Origin of the sequence: Burkholderia sp. BCC1996 (assembly GCF_905339955.1) — a bacterium.
Lineage (GTDB): Bacteria > Pseudomonadota > Gammaproteobacteria > Burkholderiales > Burkholderiaceae > Burkholderia.
Genome location: NZ_CAJPHM010000013.1, coordinates 85066 through 102885 on the forward strand (window position 1 = coordinate 85066; position 17820 = coordinate 102885).

The 17820-nt window shown below is 61.2% G+C and carries 21 protein-coding genes; 16 read left to right on the forward strand and 5 right to left on the reverse strand.

Going from position 1 to position 17820, the window contains the following annotated elements; genetic code table 11:
* Window positions 1–178: 178 nt before the first annotated feature.
* The 15 genes from U4Z64_RS20005 (at window position 179) to U4Z64_RS20075 (ending at window position 12292) form a co-directional block, all read left to right on the forward strand.
* On the forward strand, window positions 179–628 hold the full coding sequence (locus U4Z64_RS20005) for a hypothetical protein (RefSeq protein ID WP_321820790.1): 450 nt from the start codon (window positions 179–181) through the stop codon (window positions 626–628).
* A 79-nt stretch (window positions 629–707) separates the two neighbouring features.
* Window positions 708–1616 (forward strand): hypothetical protein, encoded by a 909-nt coding sequence (locus tag U4Z64_RS20010; RefSeq protein ID WP_321820791.1) that lies wholly within the window; start codon window positions 708–710, stop codon window positions 1614–1616.
* The gene (locus tag U4Z64_RS20015; protein ID WP_321820792.1) at window positions 1616–2248 is read left to right on the forward strand and encodes a YcbK family protein; all 633 of its coding nucleotides are present in this window, start codon (window positions 1616–1618) and stop codon (window positions 2246–2248) included. Before U4Z64_RS20010 ends, U4Z64_RS20015 begins: the two co-directional genes overlap by 1 nt.
* A gap of 178 nt (window positions 2249–2426) precedes the next feature.
* Window positions 2427–2681, forward strand: a complete 255-nt coding sequence (locus U4Z64_RS20020; protein ID WP_321820793.1) for a hypothetical protein — start codon at window positions 2427–2429, stop codon at window positions 2679–2681.
* A 51-nt stretch (window positions 2682–2732) separates the two neighbouring features.
* A complete protein-coding gene (locus U4Z64_RS20025; RefSeq protein ID WP_321820794.1) occupies window positions 2733–3500 on the forward strand; it encodes a polymer-forming cytoskeletal protein in 768 nt (255 codons plus the stop codon).
* A gap of 231 nt (window positions 3501–3731) precedes the next feature.
* Window positions 3732–4493: a hypothetical protein gene (locus U4Z64_RS20030; protein ID WP_321820795.1), complete on the forward strand. Its 762-nt coding sequence runs from the start codon at window positions 3732–3734 to the stop codon at window positions 4491–4493.
* Between the two features lie 63 nt (window positions 4494–4556).
* Window positions 4557–4988 (forward strand): helix-turn-helix domain-containing protein, encoded by a 432-nt coding sequence (locus U4Z64_RS20035; protein WP_321820796.1) that lies wholly within the window; start codon window positions 4557–4559, stop codon window positions 4986–4988.
* A 598-nt stretch (window positions 4989–5586) separates the two neighbouring features.
* On the forward strand, window positions 5587–6150 hold the full coding sequence (locus tag U4Z64_RS20040; protein WP_321820797.1) for a hypothetical protein: 564 nt from the start codon (window positions 5587–5589) through the stop codon (window positions 6148–6150).
* Between the two features lie 65 nt (window positions 6151–6215).
* Window positions 6216–7214: a hypothetical protein gene (locus tag U4Z64_RS20045; protein WP_321820798.1), complete on the forward strand. Its 999-nt coding sequence runs from the start codon at window positions 6216–6218 to the stop codon at window positions 7212–7214.
* A gap of 52 nt (window positions 7215–7266) precedes the next feature.
* Entirely contained in the window at window positions 7267–8265 is a 999-nt protein-coding gene (locus U4Z64_RS20050; RefSeq protein ID WP_321820799.1) for a hypothetical protein, read from the forward strand.
* An 11-nt stretch (window positions 8266–8276) separates the two neighbouring features.
* Complete coding sequence (locus U4Z64_RS20055) at window positions 8277–9032, forward strand: hypothetical protein (protein ID WP_321820800.1); 756 nt, start codon at window positions 8277–8279, stop codon at window positions 9030–9032.
* A 17-nt stretch (window positions 9033–9049) separates the two neighbouring features.
* The gene (locus tag U4Z64_RS20060; RefSeq protein WP_321820801.1) at window positions 9050–9697 is read left to right on the forward strand and encodes a hypothetical protein; all 648 of its coding nucleotides are present in this window, start codon (window positions 9050–9052) and stop codon (window positions 9695–9697) included.
* Window positions 9690–10328 (forward strand): hypothetical protein, encoded by a 639-nt coding sequence (locus tag U4Z64_RS20065; protein ID WP_321820802.1) that lies wholly within the window; start codon window positions 9690–9692, stop codon window positions 10326–10328. Before U4Z64_RS20060 ends, U4Z64_RS20065 begins: the two co-directional genes overlap by 8 nt.
* 146 nt (window positions 10329–10474) lie before the next feature.
* Window positions 10475–11851, forward strand: a complete 1377-nt coding sequence (locus tag U4Z64_RS20070; protein ID WP_321820803.1) for a zeta toxin family protein — start codon at window positions 10475–10477, stop codon at window positions 11849–11851.
* A 57-nt stretch (window positions 11852–11908) separates the two neighbouring features.
* Window positions 11909–12292, forward strand: a complete 384-nt coding sequence (locus tag U4Z64_RS20075) for a hypothetical protein (protein ID WP_321820804.1) — start codon at window positions 11909–11911, stop codon at window positions 12290–12292.
* A gap of 46 nt (window positions 12293–12338) precedes the next feature.
* Here U4Z64_RS20075 and U4Z64_RS20080 read toward each other — a convergent pair whose 3' ends face one another.
* From U4Z64_RS20080 to U4Z64_RS20100, 5 genes are all read right to left on the reverse strand, one after another.
* The gene (locus U4Z64_RS20080; RefSeq protein WP_321820805.1) at window positions 12339–12749 is read right to left on the reverse strand and encodes a hypothetical protein; all 411 of its coding nucleotides are present in this window, start codon (window positions 12747–12749) and stop codon (window positions 12339–12341) included.
* Between the two features lie 235 nt (window positions 12750–12984).
* Window positions 12985–14307: a hypothetical protein gene (locus tag U4Z64_RS20085; protein ID WP_321820806.1), complete on the reverse strand. Its 1323-nt coding sequence runs from the start codon at window positions 14305–14307 to the stop codon at window positions 12985–12987.
* 30 nt (window positions 14308–14337) lie between these two features.
* Window positions 14338–15348 carry a competence protein CoiA family protein gene (locus U4Z64_RS20090; protein WP_321820807.1) on the reverse strand — a complete coding sequence of 337 codons (1011 nt, stop codon included), beginning with the start codon at window positions 15346–15348 and terminating at the stop codon, window positions 14338–14340.
* Between the two features lie 158 nt (window positions 15349–15506).
* Window positions 15507–16940: a hypothetical protein gene (locus tag U4Z64_RS20095; protein WP_321820808.1), complete on the reverse strand. Its 1434-nt coding sequence runs from the start codon at window positions 16938–16940 to the stop codon at window positions 15507–15509.
* On the reverse strand, window positions 16937–17173 hold the full coding sequence (locus tag U4Z64_RS20100; RefSeq protein ID WP_321820809.1) for a hypothetical protein: 237 nt from the start codon (window positions 17171–17173) through the stop codon (window positions 16937–16939). The genes U4Z64_RS20095 and U4Z64_RS20100 overlap by 4 nt, the downstream gene beginning before the upstream one ends.
* A 269-nt stretch (window positions 17174–17442) precedes the next feature.
* Between U4Z64_RS20100 and U4Z64_RS20105 the strand changes: the two genes are divergently transcribed.
* The gene (locus U4Z64_RS20105; RefSeq protein ID WP_321820810.1) at window positions 17443–17799 is read left to right on the forward strand and encodes a hypothetical protein; all 357 of its coding nucleotides are present in this window, start codon (window positions 17443–17445) and stop codon (window positions 17797–17799) included.
* Window positions 17800–17820: the final 21 nt, after the last annotated feature.

The following is a 17820-nucleotide window of genomic DNA, read 5'->3' on the forward strand; positions in this document are numbered from 1 at the left end:
GATAATCGATCGCGCCCGGTTCAAGGAATGGGTCCTGAAGCGCTTGCACGTTCGTCAAGCGTCTCAATCTGGTGAGGCATCCAGGGCGTCTCGCCTAGGATCTCGCTGGTCACGCATTCGTCACCAACGCGAGAAGGTGTGGTTGGCCTGGCAATTCGTATGTCACGTCGAGTTCTGGGTGAAGTGGGTATTCATCGTCGCCTTCGTTGTGCCGAGCGTGGTCTGTTGCCTCGCATTGGCCGTGTACAGCGGATTTTCGTTTCAGACGATTCCCACTCAAGTACTTGAGCTTGCCGCGGATGCGTCTCAACGGCCCGCGCCGGCGGGAACGCTGTCCGTCTATACCTGCATGGATGCAGCATCCGAATCGGCTGCATCTGACGGCGCTGGAGCACTGCCGCGTGCGTCTGCGCCTTGCAAGTTGATGGGTTGGACGCATGCGTCGATCGACGAGATGGCACATCGGGCGGCTGGGCTGCTGTGGTTGCTGTATCTCACTGTCGTCACGCTGACGTGGATGATCGTGGAAGCGACTGGCCCGTTCGACCGCTCACTCGCGCGCCTGCTTGCGAAACTGGCCGAGCAGAAGCGGCGATGGTTGCGCCCGCCGATCGATATGGGCCGCTGACCGAGGATGCTCAGCACGGGTAGACCACGCGAACATTCGCAACCACTCGCACTCACGACAAGCGACGAAGGAAGACATCATGACCCACACCATCTCGACGCAATCGCTAAACGAAACCCGTTTGCGCTGGCGTGCGGGCCTTGCGCCTTACACGACGGCTGAATGGCGCGACGCCGGCGAGGACGCAGACCATCCTGCAGTTCGGGTCGAGGCATGGCTCGAGGCGATGACTGCGAGTTACGCCTCGGCCGCCGAATCGGTCCTGCGTGCGGATGGACTGATGCTGAGTGTCGAGGCGCGCGGAACTGATGCAGTTTTTCGCGTGGAGATCGATGATGCCGCCTTGCTGGCCGCCGGCGAGGCGCGCGTCAAGGTGTGGCAGGAGAGTATTTCCCAGGGAATGGCGTGGTTGCAGCAGGTCTTGTTCGGCTCCGACCTGATGACCCGGTGTCTGACCGCCGGTCAGGAAGCGCGGAACATGATCGGGAATACTGCGTCCGTTGACGTCGATCCGTGCAGTCGCTTTCTGCGGGCGTGGCGCGCGCTGCGGCGCGCGTACGCTACGACGGTCTGGCAAAACCTGCGTCGCATGCATGCGGACGCACTCGCGCATCGCGACGTCGTCGAGGCTCGCTGCTTGCCGCTGTTTGGCAGTGAGGCGTGGCGCGCGGCAGTGCGCGGTGCGCTGAATTCGGAGGCACGCTGGACCTGGAGCGGCGGCGATGCGGCCGGTGCACACACTCGGACGGAGCACGCCTATCTGGACGTGATCAAGGCGCATGAGCAGGTCCGCTGGATCGAGGCAGCGGCCCTCGCCGTCACGATCGCGCATCCGTACGACGTCCCGCGTGAAACCGAGTCGGAACCCCTGATGCTGATCCAGACGCTCGGCATTGGTCGTGCCGCGCGTCTGCAAGGACTGGCCGGCGCCGGCGCGAGCACCGTGTCATTCGACTTCTCGGTATCGCGGACGGCGGGGGCGGCTTGATGGACAGGCTGTCCGCGTTACTGGGAAATCCGGCAGTCATGGATGTTCAGGCGACGGTCGATGCCGGCCGTCGTCGCTTGCTGAAGGCGGGGGCGGTGTTGCCGGTGTTGCTTACGGCGCGCCTCGGTCGCACGCAGTCGACGGATTTCTGGAGCCTGCCGCGTGAACTGACCCTTGAGCGAAATCGCACTGGTGAGACGATACGGGAGGTCTACTGGTACGACGGCCGGCTGCACGTTGACGGCTACGTGAGGTTGTGCCGATTTTTCTGTGACCGGCCTGCCAATCCCGTCACGCAGGCCGTACAGATGGATCTCGTCCTGTTTGACATCCTTAGGGGTGCACAAGGTTGGCTGGAGGGCTTTGGTATCCCGCGTCCGTTGATACTTGACAGCGGCTATCGCACGCCCGAGATCAATCGGCGTACCGAGGGGGCGGTGCGAAACAGCTTTCACACCCATGGGCGGGCGGCCGATATCCGGATCGAAGGGGTGTCGGCTGAGGCGGTCTCCCGCTTCGGTCTGTGGCTCGGCGGGGGCGGTGTGGGCTTCTACCAGGCCAAGCATTTCACGCACCTCGATTCGGGAGGGCTGCTCAATTCGAAGGGGGCGCTGCGGTTCTGGCGAGGGTGAGCGTACGCCGATCGGGACGCGGGACGAACGCCAGTTTGACGTCGGGTGAAATGCAACGTAATGAGACATTGCGAGCAACATATGCATTGTGATGCGTTATGATGCATGGTGAATTCGGTTCAAGTGTGCTTGCCTATTTGTCGAACAGGCGAACGACAGCGATTACGCGAGATTTTCGATGAGCCCCGAAGAAATGGCCGTGCTGATTCATGGTGATGCGCAAGCCTGGGTCGCGCCCGCGAACCAGACATCGGTCGACATGGCCTTGCCGGACGCATCGATTGTCCGGGGGCGACTCGCGTCCGATGGCCGGATCTGGACGACCAAGCAGGAGTTGCGGCGCGTGCGTCTGCTTCGCCTGCTGCGGCACGCGGTTTGGGGCGTCGTAGGCTTCGGCAGCGGGGCGGCTGTTGTCGCCTTCATTTGGAGGTAGGTCATGAGCGGATTGGGGAGCGCGAAACATTCGAACTTGGGATCGGGGATCATGGAAGATTCCGAGGAGTTGCCGCGACAGCCCGCGCGCGTCATGTCGATGTTGCATCGTGTGTTTCCTCAGCCGGGCGAGTCGAAGGCGCCCGACGACGTCGGGGCCGGCATGTCCCATGGGGTCCTGGCTTCTTCCTCTCATGAGTTGCTTGCCACTCGGGATCCGGACGCAACCTGGGCGACGAAGGTCGCAGCGGCTCGCCAGCGCCTCGTTCCATCATCACCGACAGGTCCTGTTGCTGCTGCGACGCAGCCTGCAGGTCACACGGTCGCTCAACCACGAGCGGCCGCCTATCAACCGGCATCAGCGGCGGGTGCCGCCGCCCCCGCCGCAGTCCCCACCTCAGCACCGCCAGCCCGGTCGGCTGCGGCCGCGGTACAGGGCTATCCGGATGGCAAGGAACAGGTTGCGCTCGATCTCGTCAAGGAAGGCGTGCGTGCGGTCATCCCCGCGGGAATGCGCGGCATGGGAACGCTGAAGATCGACCAAGGCGGCCTGGTGTTCTATGGCGAATGGAAAGGCGATATCGAGGTGGCCGGGACTTTCATCGTCGGGCGAGGCGGGGTCGTGAAAGGCAACATTACGGCGCGTCGTCTGATTGTCGATGGCGAGATTGGCCAGATGTCCGGCGGTGAGCGTCCGGCCATCATTGCGCGGGATCTGGTGATCACTGATAACGGGGTTGTTTGCGGGCAGATGATCTGCGAAACCTTTACCTCAGGCCGGGGTGCCCGAATCGACGGGTTCGTGCAGTCGGACCTTTGACGACGATGCCGGCTTAGCGCGACCATGGCCATCGACTTTGCCGTACCCTCGGCATCTACTTCGCCTGCCTACCGTGCAGGCAACGGAGGCGGACGCCTCCGTCCCACGGCGAGGCAGACGCGCGCGCGCATCGTGCGCGGACTCGCGCTTGTTGTGGGACTCGGCCTTGCGGGTTTGGGCCTTGGTCGAGCGCTGATCGCGCGGCATGATCGTGCTCTGGTTGCCCTTCAAATGTCACTCAGCGCACAGCTGAATGTCGAGCGCGCCGCGCTCGACGCGCAGCGCTTGGCGTTCAAATCGTTACCAGTGAAGCCGTCGGTGACGCCGCCATTGCCGCCTGCCCCTGTCTCCCGGCCGGATCAGCCGATGCCGCCCGCTCAAGCGCATATCTCGCCGCCAGTTGCACCGTCGTTGACGGGAGTAGTGATCGCCCCGACCCCAGTCGCACGTGTTGTTACTCCGGCTGTTGCACTCGCTATCACACGTGCCACGTCCGTTGTTGCTCCAGTCTCCGGACCAAAATCCGTAGCGTCGGGGCGGGTGGCGGTGGCGCCGGTAGAGGCCGCTGAAAAGGCCGACAAACAGCGTGTTGTGAAAGCGCGGCCATTGCTTGCGCCGACTGCAAAGCCGGTGACCAGGGAAGCGGTTTCGGCGACGGCCGAAGGCGAGATCGAAACTCGCCACGATCCCGCGAACGCGAACGCGAACGCACCGGCACGCGCGCGGGATCGTGCGCCAACACCGCCGACGGCAGCCACTGTCGCGCGGGTTCCGCAACCGACACGCGACGCGGATTCTTCCCATGTGGAGGCGGTTTCTCAACGGCAGGCACAGGTTGCCGACCTGTCGCGCGGGGCCGTGAGAATGCAAAGCGGGCTGACGATTTCCGTTGGCGCGAAATTCCCGTCGGGCGAGACGCTGTTGAGGGTCGATCCGGCCAAGCACCAGATCGTGACCAATCTGCGGACGATCGTGCTGATGCCGTCGGACTGACATCTCGACGGAGAAGATAACGCGTGCAAACAAGCGGCACCACACAAATCGGGAGTGGCGGAGATGCCCAAGGCCAAGAGTAAGAAGAGTCCGGTGCTCGACTATACGATCGAGGAGATTGCCGAGTTCCTCGGCATGTCAACCTATTCGATACGCAACGCACTCTGGCGCTATCGACGCCAAGAGTTGACTGAGGCGGATTACCTGAGCGGGCTAACCTCTGTGCCGCCGGCCTATCGTGCCGGGCGATCCTTGCGATGGCCGCGCGACAAGTTCAATAAGTGGAAGGAGGCGCGCATGACCTTCGACCTGATGCCGCTTGAACAGCAGCGCGAAATACGTGCGCAAGCGCGTGAGCGCGCGCTGCCCGGGTCGGGCGCGCGACGCAAACCGGGTAGAAAGCCCGGGCTGCTAAAGGGCGGAAAACCGCGGCCGGCGAAGTTGCCCGCCGGCAACACCGTGTCGGATCCCGGTCCCATCGCGGGAGCGGCGTAAGTGCCAACCATTTCTGCTCAAAGGATGAGGCGCGCGCTTTGCTGCGTACATTTGGCGGACGCAACGAAAAAGTTATCCACATTTTCTGTGAATAGTGAGGGGCGAAACCCTTGCTGGGCATGGGTTCGTTCGGTCGCTTCAAACAGCAGGCATCTGGCCTGCAGGATGCTGCTCAGTGCGGTGCTCGCAGCCGTTTCAGCGCTTCCGGCGAACGCTGCGGTGCCTGGCGGTTCCACACGAAATCACGCCGAGGATGCCTTAGCTACTCCAGCGTGCGCGCAGAACCAGGCGGCCGTTGCGCGTGAGCGCGCCCTGCTCGAGCAGTTGCCGGCTTCCGAGAGCAGCCCAGTGACAGAGAGGATGAAGGCGCTGTTCCAAGTGCCAACTGGTACGTTCGACGTTCGGCGTGGGCAGGGTGGTTAGCAACCCCTCTCCATCATCCCAGTCCACCCAACACAGCCGCGCGCCAGCGGCCATCCAAAGCGTCACTGTCACGTGATAGGGGCCCAGAAGTTCATGCGCTCACCGTTCTCGTGCAATATAAAATACTATGTGATTTAATATTGCGTAATTCCCGGATGGCCGTCGGAGGCCCCCCATGCACGCGCTCCATTCGAATGCAATGCCGGACAGTTCTGGCGCCGGTGCCGGCGCAGGGGAAACGAACCCTCTCGACGTCTCACCGGTCGTCAAGATTTTGCTTCAGCGAGAAGGAGAGATGCTTGGTCGTTGGGAGTCGCGCTCCTTCAAAAGCGCGAATCACGTGCTGTATACGTGGGCCCGTCAGGGGGAGACCTATATCGGGGGCCGCGGCGGCCCGGCGCCGGGCAGCTACGAGAAGGTCAACGTCGTGGTCGAATGGGCCAACGGGCTCTCCTATGCCTATCGCCATGACCTCCATAATTGGAGCGAGTCAAAGGAATTTCCCGACATTGGCGCGAAGCTGCGCTTCGCCGTCGATTTCTATGCCGGCCGTCGGCGGCCAGATAGCTGGACGCCCGAGCGTCACGCAGCCTACCTGCAGTCATTCGGCAACAGCGAGCGGCAGGCGCTCATGAATCAGATCGCGCAGACCTGCGCCTTCGACGACGCCCCGAGTTCACCTGCTGAATCCGAGCCTGCCGATCGGAGCGTGAGTGACGGCCCGCGTGCGCAGCATTAAGCCTGCGCCGGTGGCGGTCCGGACAACATCCGCCTGAGCGCGCCTGCACATAGGAAAACACGACCATGCCAACCCTTGAAGAACTGCAGTCACGCGCCGCGTTTCTGGCGAACCTCGATTCGCGTTTCGCCGAAGAAGTCGTAGGCGCGCGCCCCGATCGGTTCGAGACCGTCGAGATTCAATCGGCTCGCGAGTGGGATGCCTTGCGTGAACCCGATGCATTCACGGTCGTGGTACGAGGAAAGCGACTCGCTGAAGATGGTGAGGGCGAAGAGATCGAATACGTGGTTGGGCAGCATGGTTCCTTCGCGCTGGCCATGCAGTATGCGAATGAACTCGGTGGGAGGTTCGGGTGGGATGTGCATGACGCCGTGACAGCGCATCGCAGCTTCAAGGTCTTGTCGGACGCCATCAAGCGCGCAGATGCGCTGGGCTACCGTATCGACGGTGACAATGCCATGCGGCACGTGCGCGCCTCGGCACTGATCCTCGGTATCACGATGACGGACGCGCAGCTCGACGCGGTAGCAGAGCATGCGAAGGCTCGCTTCTCGTTCGCGCCGGACGCGCCGAACACCATCTGGGTCAATGGCCATCGTGTCGCGTCTGGCTTGGCCGAAGTGGCCGACCAATTCAATTCGGTGATCCGCGGTCGCGGCGATTTCGCCAACGTCGTCATGGCGCCCGGCGACGACGTGGAGCTGCGGAGTGCGTCGCGCCTCGTCGTCCGGCACAGATTCGCTCTCGAGGAACTCGTGACGGTCTCGCCAAACGCGCTTCATCAAGCGCACGCCGAAACGCCACTTTCGCGCGTCATCCCGTTGCCCGAGGTGCTCCGAGAAGCCCATTTGAAGGGAATCGCGGATGCACTGACCTTCAAACTCTACGGAACGATCGTCGGGCGGGAGCGCGAGTCCCAGATTATCCGAGCGGGATTGATCGATGGTCTCGAAGGGATTCGTCAGGTTGAGATCAACGGTGTGGTCCGGCGTGCGGGGCCGGACGCATCTGGCGACGCAGACGACTCGGCTGACGACGATGCGGTCTCGGCACCGCGGCCATAAGGGCGATGGTTAAAGACCCGCAGCCAGACACCCAATCCGCCAGGAGTACACCATGAGCGAAATCAGCGGCGAGCGCGCCAACAGCACCGACCCGACACACCGTGAGCGTCGCGAGGTTACGCTCCCCGAAGCGATCGACAGTGAATTCGAGCGACTGAAGTTGACGCTCGAAAATTTGCTGGTCGACAACAAGAATTTCCGAAGCGGGCATTACCTGGAGACAATGCCGTCGACAGCCACGTTCATTCGGTCCGTACTGCCCGGATGGCGGGACGCACTGGTCGGTGCCGTCGACAAGTTGCAAGGTATCGTGCGCGATCATCTCGTTACGTTTGATGATCGTCTGAAGGCGGATGAAGCGGTGGTTGCGGCGTTCCGTGATCTGAAGAGTCCCCGGGGGCCGCAGGACCTGCCGCCAGTGTCGGCGGGCCTTGCTGCGCGTCTCCACATCGTCGAAGACGCTGAAGCCGCCGTGCGATTCGCGGTGACGTCGCAGGACACGGTCATCGTCGATCCGTATATGAGCGCCTGCGGGCGATTCAGCGCCACGCCGATCGAGTACGGCCTGACGGATGTCGATGCTCAAGTGCTGGTGATGCTGAATGCGGCCTTGGATCGTGTCTTCGAGCCTGTCGGCGATGCGCTAAAGGAAGGCGAGGTGGCACTGCACAACGCAATTCGCAAAGGGCTGGCCGTGGATCTGCTGGCCTACGCCTCGCGCGAGGGCGCGCGGGAAGTCGAAACGGAAGTGGCGAGACGCGACCAGAATGAAGCGCGGCGTGCCGATGGCCCGGAAGCCGCTCGTGTATTCGCGAGCGAGCTGTACGACAGCTTCGATGGTTTCGGTCAGATCGGCGATCACTATGGCACTGATGTGCTGGTGGATCTGCTTTACCTGCAGGCTGCCATTCTCAATGGCACACACATCGATCATGAATCGGGTGGGTATTCCAGGATTCTCGAGGTCCTCGAGAAGATGCCGTCCTCCGAGCGCTGGCTGACGTATGTCGACATCAAGCCGGCCGAGGGCGAAGCGCCCAACGCGAATTGAAGGAGAAAGCCATGACGCAATCTTCTCGTTCCGGCGAGGATTTGCCGCGCCGCATTCTGCCTGAGGTTCCTGCTGTCAGCGCTGACGACATTGCTTCGATTCGTGAACGCCTGACTGATTCCACGACTTTCGACGGGGACGCCGCCGTGCCGTCGATCGCTGAAGAGGCTGATGGACTGATCATGCGGCTTCAGATGGAAAATCGGCAATTGCACGAGCGCCAGGCTGGCCTGGCCGCGGCGCTGCAGGCACAGACATCACCTGCGATGACCGGTTCGGTCATGCGCGCCATCGAGTATGGACTTGAAACATCCGCCAGCGACGAAGATGACGTCTCCGCGGACGATCTCTCGTCGCGTGCATGGGCCGCGATTCAGGAGAGGGTACAGGCAGTGCTGACCACAGGCCTGCATCCCGCAGCCCTGATTCCACCGCGAAATATCGACGGTGCGCCGCGCTTGTGGGTGGCCATGGTCGGACATGAGATGGTGCCGGGCACCCGGACAGTCGCGTTTTTCCAAGTCGACGAACCGAGCGATGAGCAGATCCTGTCACGCTTTGCGGACGTCGATCCGGGCGAGGGCACAGCGCACCTCGTGGTCGAGGGGGTGTTCGATCTGACGCATGAAGCTCACGGCGACATGGTCACGCGCGACGCACTGATCCAGTTTGCTGAGACTCAGCTCGACGGGGGATTTGCCGTGGAGGTATCCCAAGAGCGCGAAACGGGTGATTCGTCAGGGGACGCACCTGGCATGCTTGGCTGAAAGAAAGGAGACCGACCATGACGGAGCATTCCAAGGACTCGACGACGACCGCGACCAACTCAGGCATCGTGGGCATCAGGCTGACGTTGCGCGAAGATGGCGCCGTTATCGAGCGGGATTTCCCGGGCGCCGTTCGCTACGCCCTGGTGAACGACGGGTCCAACCGCGCGATCCTGACGCTGTACGACGGCGATGGCAAGACGATGAGCAGTTGCTACCCGGAGAAGCTCGTTAACCCGCCGCAATTGAACCGTTTCGAACGCGATTGGCTTTGGTTGGACTTCGATCGCGTCTCACACGACGCGGCGGACGCGTTCTGGGCACGCTTTGTCACGCATTTCCCGGAGATGCTGTCGGGTGACTCGAACATCGCCGGCGAGGACGTCGGAGCGCTGCGCTTCTGGCTTGCGGATGACGTCGGTGACAATCCCGAAGAGCCATTCTTTGTCGATGCGAGCGAGTTCGAGGCATGGGGCGTGACGCCTCAGCGTGTCTCAGTCGCTCTTGACGATGCCTTGGAGGCCGCAGCCGCCATCCTGACGGTCGCCAACCAGGAGTTGCCGACGGTGCCGACTCACACTCGCGAGATGCTTCATCTTTGCGTGCAGCACCAGATTGCAATGAACTATCCGCGTGCTAACGACGGGGAGGTCACTCATGGCTAAATGGACGCTGTACCAGGCGATCGAGCAGATTGCGGGCGCGCTGCCGGATGCACCTCGCGGCCCTGAATACGGAATCGATCGGACCGACATCGATCGCATTCAGGAGGTTGTTAGGAAGGGCGAGGAGCAGCTCGACGAACTGACTGGCATCAATCTCGTGTGGCTGGGCATCAACGTCGTCCCCAAGGCGTGGCCGGATCCGAAGGATCCGATTGATCCGGAATTCATCGAGTCGCTGTACGCGACGCGTAGCGCCGCGGTTGCGCACGCGCTCGAGCGCGTCCATGGAGAATTCTCGCCGGACTTGGCGGATTTGCTTTGGGTCGAGGGGCACAACACACCACGCACCGGTCGCCCGATGAATACGGAGTTCTATCGGTTTGATGGTGCCAAGGGCTGGCATTACCTGACGAGCGAAGGCCGGGACACACTGCTGCACGCGGTCCAGGCAGATCCGGATCGCATACGCACCTACTACCGGACGGAGGAGTTGATCTACAGCCGCTTCGATGAGCAGACGAGCCCGTTCCACCGCACGTGGAAATTCCTGGCCGAAGCGGCCGGCGTGCCGGTGCTCGAGCCAGACCAGGCCGAGCAGCCGGATGGGCAGTCGTTCTCGACACGCGCATAGTCCGCACGTACAGCCGTACACGAGATGTTGCATGCAATCCCCGCGACTCTGTATGTTGGGTGGGTTTCAGGGCGAACGTCGGTCGACGCCCAAGATCGAGCCACCTGTTCCGAAAGTGTGAGGGGGAAAGGGAGGATCGATTGGCCATGACAGATGGAGAGGTGCGCGAACAGCGCAAGCGTGTGTCGACTATCATCCGTGAGGTTTCTCGGCGGTATGTCGAAGAGGGGCACGTCGAACGGGATCAGGAGATCAATGCGATCTGTCCCGAGGCCTTTGCGCGCGACGTCGTGTCCCGTCTTCGAGACGTGGGAATTGATGCCCAGCACCACGCATGGATTCCGGATGACAGGGGAGATCTATCCTCGGGGAATCGCGAAGCGCACTGGATCAAAGTCGAGCGAGCCGGCCTGCTTGGCCGCCCGCTGTATTTCGATGCGGAGTGCCCACAGGGACATCCCATTCAGCAAAGGCTGCCTGTTTGGACGCGGAATGTACGTGACGTCGAGCGAGGAATCGAGCAGGTTGTTTCGCGGAGTCACCCGGTGCTCGAAGCGATTCGGCGGAACAATTACGAAGGGGCGGGACGCAACGAGGTGCAGGAAGCGGTCGCGCGAGCAGTGGAGACTGATCCGGAGCGATTCATCGACCGCTTCAAGGCCTTGCCGCAGTCTTTGAACGGCCGTTTCATCAGCGCGGACACGTTCAAGGAAACGTTCGATCAGTATCGTGAATCCAACGAGGCCCGGAACATCTACAACTCGCCGATCCATAACTCGGCAGCCGTGCTGGCGAGCGAGCAGCTGCGTCGGATCCTGAGTGAGACGCCGGAGCCAGGGCGGGATATTGTCGTCTTGCTGACCGGCGTGCCCGGCGCAGGAAAGACATCGTCTGTGCTCGAGAACGGCCGCATGCTGACGGGAACGCATGCTATCTACGAAGGGCAAATGTCGGATCCCGAGAACGCCGTGGCTAAAGTGCGGCAGGTCCTCGATGCCGGCTTCCGGCTTATGATCGTGGCGGTTCATCCGACGCCTGAGCAGGCGCTCGACAACACCCTGCAGCGTTTCGAGGAAGTGGGCCGGGGTGCTAGTATTGGCACGATGGCCCGGATTCAGGGCGGCCTGCCTGCGGGGTTGGCCGCCGTACGAGACCAGTTCGGCGATGCTGTTGAACTGCGTGTGGTGGATCGCCGTAGTTTTGGCGATCCGCAGGAATTCAAGGGCTGGGATGCCCTGTCGATTTTGGAATCAGAGGGAAATCATGAGCGTATCAAGCAACGACTCGCCGAACACCTTGAATCAAGGCGGCCAGGACTCTCAATCGACGCCTGCCGACAAGCAGGTGGTGACGCCCCAATCGTCAGGGACCGACATCGTGATGTCCGAGCTGCTCACCAGCATGCGGAGACTATCGACCGACGAAGCACGCCGCAAGAAAATCGGGATGATGCTGGTGTAGCTGGAGACGAAGTTGACTGGTCAGAGACTGCGCCCGACGCCGCATACGCGCCGCGTGGCTGAGAGAAGTCTCTGGGCCGAACTGCAGTAGTTCCAGGTCATGGCGGGGGGAGGTGGTGAGTGAGTGAATCGAATCAGGCCACTGGAAAACTCCTGTCCGAAGAAGGGCAGGCAAGGCGGGCTACTTTCGCGGCCATTGTGCTTGCCGCGGCCGGGCTCACGATTCCGTTATTCGGGGCACTCATCGGCGCAATCATGTTGATTCGCGTGCTTACCCTGATCGTCATGCGCAGTAACCAGGCGGTGAAGGATATCTTCTGGCTCATCGTGGCCGCCGCTGTTGCAATCATCGGCTTCATGCTCCCGCTCGCCTGCGCGGGCATCAGCGAGAGCGTTACGGGAGGAAAGGGTCTGGGTGGCTTCGCCGGCCTGGCGCTCGATTTCCTTTTGAACGTCTGGATCGTGCGGCGCATTGTGATCGGGCGCCTCGGTCATTTGGGCTGAGCATCCATCTGCGGCGTGATGAAATCAAGCCCCTTGCGCTGGACCATCACGACCGGCGACGGTAGGTCTGGTACGCAGATTGCCGCACCGCATTGATCACCTTGTCGAGCTGCTCGATGCGCTTGTCCGGATCCATCGTATAGATCTGGGAGATCGAATCAATCAGGTCCAGGTCGGTCTCCGCGAGAAGAAACGAGGCACTGTTGCTGATACTGCTGACGCGCTTTCCCGCATCATTCATAGCGTGCCGCATTGCATCAGTCGGTTGCTGGCCACCCGCTCGCGCAGTACTCATGTCGACAAAAGTGCTCAGAAGCTCGCTGAGCGCGGCGAGCAGATCGCGATACGCCTGCGCAGTGGCGTCCGGCGCGCGCGGATGAATTCGCGAGAACGCATAGACGCTCCCTGCATACCCACCGATTGCCGCGACGATCGCGACCGTGATCATTTCCGTCATGTTACCTCGCCCCCCATGTTGCTGGTGGAGATCGCCTTCGCCCTGAGGGGATTGCCCATCGGGCCAAGTGTGACTCCTACCATGATCACCAGCCGATGCCAGTGAGGGAGTATGGACCACATCCCCTCGCCGCACCATCAGGAATGGGATCCATCAGGCACCCTCGCATTGGATCGATCGTTGGATAGCCGCTGGCGCGGAGCCGTGTTGTGTGGGTTTGGGTGATGGCAAGAGATCACGTCGCCTCTCCGATCCAGTCCTCCAGATCCGGCCTGATGTGCTCGGCTAAACCGGCTCTGGAGCCCTCCTTCAGATAGGTTTCAAGGACAAATTTGACGATGGCTGCGTCGGCACCGGACCGGACTTCTGGCGGAGCGACATCGGGATTCAATCGCAGCAAATACCGCGCGTACTCTTGGACGCACACACGCTCGTAGTTCAACCAGGCTGTCGCCATCTCGATCCATTCCCGGTTGCGCTCAAATTCTTCTTCCGATTTTGGCGAATCGCCCGTCATCTCTAAGAATTGGTCGAGAAGCGCGAAATCTATGGGGGTTCCCGGGGGTAACGTTTCCAGCTTTGCGAGAATTTCTTCGAATCGTCCAATCACGTTTCCGACCTCCTCGGAGTAGATACTGAGGAAGGCTGAAGCAGCATTCTCGCCATGCACCTGCTGCACCGTACGCCGAATCAGGTGAATGCGAAGAACGGCAAGAGCGAGAAGCACCAGTGTCCTGTGTTCTTCCGGTAGCGCGGTCAGTCGCGCGTCGACCTTCGCTTCCTTGTCGCGGTCGATGCACATCCGCACCATTAAGAACATCAGGGAGGACTGGTCCAGACTTGTCACGAAGGGACGTGCGTTGCTTTCCACTGGCAGCAGGCCCAGTTGAACCAAGACGTCACGGCCGGTCGCATAGCTATCGGGTACACGAAGCAAAGCCAGAAGTTCTGCGGTGGTGAACACTGCGAGTGTCGCGCTATCACCTTTTGCAACGAGGCCATGCAGGGTCAAGACGGCATTGGTGCAAGTACTGTACCGACGGGAAAGTATCAACTGCCGAACGAGGTGCAATCTGGTTTGCGAGATTGTTTCGGGAGGTAGCAGTGACAGGAAGTCACCTAGCAGATGTCCGTGTTCTGGACGCATGATGAAAGGCACCGTCTCCGAATTCGAGACGTTCTCTTCCTCTATCAGCCAGGCGAGTGAGCCGATTCCACGGAATCTAGCGTCTTGTTCCATCATTTCGTTTGCCCGGTGAAAGGCCTCTAGAAAGTTTGGGTCGTTCGCGTGAGCAGACTCAAGATCCTGTTTCAACGCCGCGAGCATTCGGGCCGCGTGCTCCCTCTGCGTGGAGTCAATGTGATGGTCGTAAAGCGCGATCGTGTAGAGCCTCTGTACGAGATCGATCCCCAACGATGCCGACATTCCTTGCGTACGGAGATGCTCTTGCGTGAAGGCTACGATTTGCTCGAGGGACATGTTCTCGATCGAGGGAATTTGCGGTGTTTCTTGTTTCCCCGTCTTTTTGCTACCGAAAAGTGAGTTCAGGAATCCCATGACTTCCCCCTCTCCTGTGGTTCAAAGCAACTAATGGTCTTGCCGAAATTCGGCAACGACGCCGTTCTCGTCCCGATACGTAATGTGTGCAGTGGCCGCCAACACGGTAAGCAGACTCTCGAAGTGTGATTCCTCGTCGCCGTCATGCGCATCCCTCTCGTCCCAGCGCATTATCATGTCGGCTGCAGCGAAAGAGGGCGTCACCGTGAGTAGACGGTCACTACGGTATTTCAGCCATAGCCGCTTCAACTTTGTCGTCGCAGCGATCTGCCAATCGCCGGCGACCCGAGTCGCCGCCATGGGGAGCGCTACATATTTCCTGGCGTCCTGCATATGCGCGGTGTCCGCCAGAGCCTGGGCCTGCGCCTGAGCTTCGGTTTGTGCTTCTTTCAAAAGATGCTCGCGGCGGGGATTGAATAGCCACTTTCGCGATTCGACAGACTTGCTAACGAATAACCGGATTGAGGACCAGTCCACTGCGCGGTCCAACTTCCAGGCTTCCAGTTCAATTGCTGGAGTCTGCATGCGAGCAAATTTTCGGAGCTTCTCGTCGTCGACTTTGTGAGTGACAGCGACCTCGACGATTAACTCGCGGTCTTGAGCAGTGATGACTGCGTCGGCCACGATTTCACCGATACGAACCTCGAGTCTCGGCTCAAGATAAGGGATCGGACGGCCCTTCACCCAACGTTTTGCATGGCCAACATGACGGCCAACGCTCGCTCGCGCTTCGATAGCTAGGTCGGGGAGGCCAATCGAATCTCCTTCAAGGATGACTTGTTTGACCGCCTTGTGCAGTGCGGTCTCGGCTGCGTGCAGGCAGTCCGCCTTGGATAGGTGCGCAAAGTGCCATACGGTTTGATTTCCCTTTTTGGCGATCACGAGCGAACCGCAGGCTGCGCAATAGCAATTGCATGCCTTGCCGCGTGGAACCTCGGAAACATGCACAAGCACGCCCGATGCGCTATGCGCGAACACTGCGTCTTTAACTCGCCCATCCCGCGACTTCGCCGGCGCGGACCCAATAGAAGTGGTGGGCATCACAGTCAGTTTCTCCCCGAATTCAGCGCAATCAGCCCTTTCCGGATGAATACCCGGTCACTGCCGCAGGATGAGCAGCTTACCCGATTGCATTGCCAGGCTGCCGGATATTGCGCTCGATACAAGAACCCATATAGCGCAGCCTCATTGCGTGGCAGTTACCGCTTCGTGAAATGATCCTTCCAGTGGTCCCAGCTGACCCAGTGCCCGGCCGCTGGCAGGCTGTCGGCGAGCTGAACAAGCTGCGGGACGGATTCGACTCGCTGGAGCACGGCCAATTCGCGGTCCAGTGCGAAAGCCCAGACACGCGTGGCAATTCCGTGGTCGCGCGCGGCCATTTCGCCCTGATGGAATCGATTACTTTCGGGGAACGGGCTGCCGCCGTTCATGCAGGTGGCGATTGCGGCCGCCACCACCATCGTGACTCCAAACTGTAGGCTCGCGCGGGCGCGTGCTGACACACTCGGCCAGCACACATAGACGATGAATAGGGCCGCGTAGCCGGCCAACGATGCCAGGCTGAAGGTAAGCGACAGGAGGCTCAGGGTCATGGAGATCGGCGGGACGAAGGCCGTCGACGACAGATCGTGCGAAACCGCCGAGACAGGCCCGTCCGCCGAAGGCCAGTAGTAGTTGACCACCTGACTCTTGGCGGCGCCTATGCGGTGCTCGATCTCATTGCACAGAGCCGCGCGTGAAAAGAACGGAGGCAGGTCGCAAGCGCTAACGGGGCCGAGCCCGTTATTTGGATCCCCAGCGTAGAGCAGGATGGAGCAGTATTCGCGCAGGCGCGAGGCCGCCGACGTGCCCGGCGTGATGTACTGCCCGCCTTTTAGGCGCGTGATGTAGGTTTGGGGCGTCATGCGCCCGAAGAATCGTTGCGCGATCGCGTAGCCCGGCTTGAGTTGTGCCGAGGCGCGCGCATAGACGGGCCAGAATCGATCGAGCATGCGATCGATAGTCCGGGCGTCAAACCTCGCCGCTGCGGTGGCTACGGAACCCTTCAAATAGCGCTGGGCATCGGCAGTAACCGAAGGCTGATCGTGGAAGGTCAGCAGCGCCACGTTGGCCAGCGCCAGGCGCTGCGCGGTGGTTAGCGGTGAATTGGGCAAGCTGGATTGCGCCGGACCTGCCCCAGGCGCGCCGCGCCTCGCATTGAGCATGTCCGGCGCGGCGATCTCGCCGTGTATCACGCCCAGACGGTATATGCCGAGCCAGTGTCCGTCGATGCGCGCCTGGGCAGGTAAGGTGTCCAGGTAGTAGGACACCGCGGCGCTGATCGTCAAGTACAGGAAGCCGGCGACGCCTACGAAGCTCAGCGCGCGCCGAAGGCCAATCAGACGGCTCAGAAAGAGCGTGATGCCTATGCTCGCCATGACCTTGCCGATCGTCTCCATACCCTCGATCGTCGGCTTATCGGCCGAGACGGAGGACAGCACGCGCACGACGCTTGCGTTGTATGCGACCTCGAGGACGAGGTAAACGCAAGTGACGACCGACAGGATGATTAGCGAGCGGATCTGGGAGGCAGCCGGGGATGTCGAGATGTCGGGCAATTGTGAGGCCCCGAAGGTGATCTGGACGTCGCTCATGCCGTTTCCCGGACCCTTGTCATGGGCAGGTACGCCTCCGCCAAAATGTCGGCATCGAACCGCGCGCCGCAAAGCGTGCGATGTGAGCGATTGACGCCGACGCGGTGGCAGAACGAGTCAAGCGTGTGGCGTCCCCCCATCTTCAGCAATTCGACGCGGGTAATTTCAATGACGCGGTGGCCGCTCTCCGGATTCATGCCAGTTGTTTCGGTATCGAGGGCGATTTGGCGCATGGTGCACTTGGTGTTTGTTCAATTCTTGTCCGATTTTCAGGAACTTAGCATGATGGACCGGTTGCCTGCCACATGAAAAGGTTGTGGAAGGAGCATGTTTGTCGTGCTGGCTGGACATGTTGCACGCCCCCGCCCGACTTCGGTAATCTGGTATCAGGATCGAAGCTTTCGATGTGCCTTCGCTCACCACTTCGATACGCTTACGAAATGACTGGGGTGCCGTTTCGCATCAGGGCCAGTCAGGAACGCAACCACAGAGGGGGGGCATCATGTCGCAACTGCAATCGGAATGGGATGGCCTGCTGCAAGCAAGCGGCGCCTGGGCCGACGGCGTGCTCGCGCGCCGTGCGGCGAATGCCGAGGCCGCACGGCAGGATGCACGCGTACAGCGCGAGCGGTTCGAGGAAGGGGTCTCGGGTTTCGAGATGGCTGACGAGGCAGCGCGGCAGAGCGCCATTCGTGACGCGCTGCTCAATGAACTGCGGCGTGTCGACCCGAGCAATCGGCTGCTGAACAAGGATCTGCGCGTTGCGATCGGCCGGGCTGGGGTCAAGGAATTCGTGACGATGGGCCGGAAGAGCGTCACGGATGCAGACGTCGTCTCGGCAGGCAAGCTACGAGTTTGAAGGGGACCAGGTGTCGCAACC

Coding starts and splice junctions, on each gene's coding strand:
- U4Z64_RS20010 (WP_321820791.1), top strand. CDS start 708: ATGACCCACACCATCTCGACGCAATCGCTAAACGAAACCCGTTTGCGC.
- U4Z64_RS20015 (WP_321820792.1), top strand. CDS start 1,616: ATGGACAGGCTGTCCGCGTTACTGGGAAATCCGGCAGTCATGGATGTT.
- U4Z64_RS20020 (WP_321820793.1), top strand. CDS start 2,427: ATGAGCCCCGAAGAAATGGCCGTGCTGATTCATGGTGATGCGCAAGCC.
- U4Z64_RS20025 (WP_321820794.1), top strand. CDS start 2,733: ATGGAAGATTCCGAGGAGTTGCCGCGACAGCCCGCGCGCGTCATGTCG.
- U4Z64_RS20030 (WP_321820795.1), top strand. CDS start 3,732: ATGTCACTCAGCGCACAGCTGAATGTCGAGCGCGCCGCGCTCGACGCG.
- U4Z64_RS20035 (WP_321820796.1), top strand. CDS start 4,557: ATGCCCAAGGCCAAGAGTAAGAAGAGTCCGGTGCTCGACTATACGATC.
- U4Z64_RS20040 (WP_321820797.1), top strand. CDS start 5,587: ATGCACGCGCTCCATTCGAATGCAATGCCGGACAGTTCTGGCGCCGGT.
- U4Z64_RS20045 (WP_321820798.1), top strand. CDS start 6,216: ATGCCAACCCTTGAAGAACTGCAGTCACGCGCCGCGTTTCTGGCGAAC.
- U4Z64_RS20050 (WP_321820799.1), top strand. CDS start 7,267: ATGAGCGAAATCAGCGGCGAGCGCGCCAACAGCACCGACCCGACACAC.
- U4Z64_RS20055 (WP_321820800.1), top strand. CDS start 8,277: ATGACGCAATCTTCTCGTTCCGGCGAGGATTTGCCGCGCCGCATTCTG.
- U4Z64_RS20060 (WP_321820801.1), top strand. CDS start 9,050: ATGACGGAGCATTCCAAGGACTCGACGACGACCGCGACCAACTCAGGC.
- U4Z64_RS20065 (WP_321820802.1), top strand. CDS start 9,690: ATGGCTAAATGGACGCTGTACCAGGCGATCGAGCAGATTGCGGGCGCG.
- U4Z64_RS20070 (WP_321820803.1), top strand. CDS start 10,475: ATGACAGATGGAGAGGTGCGCGAACAGCGCAAGCGTGTGTCGACTATC.
- U4Z64_RS20080 (WP_321820805.1), bottom strand. CDS start 12,749: ATGACGGAAATGATCACGGTCGCGATCGTCGCGGCAATCGGTGGGTAT.
- U4Z64_RS20085 (WP_321820806.1), bottom strand. CDS start 14,307: ATGGGATTCCTGAACTCACTTTTCGGTAGCAAAAAGACGGGGAAACAA.
- U4Z64_RS20090 (WP_321820807.1), bottom strand. CDS start 15,348: ATGCCCACCACTTCTATTGGGTCCGCGCCGGCGAAGTCGCGGGATGGG.
- U4Z64_RS20095 (WP_321820808.1), bottom strand. CDS start 16,940: ATGAGCGACGTCCAGATCACCTTCGGGGCCTCACAATTGCCCGACATC.
- U4Z64_RS20100 (WP_321820809.1), bottom strand. CDS start 17,173: ATGCGCCAAATCGCCCTCGATACCGAAACAACTGGCATGAATCCGGAG.
- U4Z64_RS20105 (WP_321820810.1), top strand. CDS start 17,443: ATGTCGCAACTGCAATCGGAATGGGATGGCCTGCTGCAAGCAAGCGGC.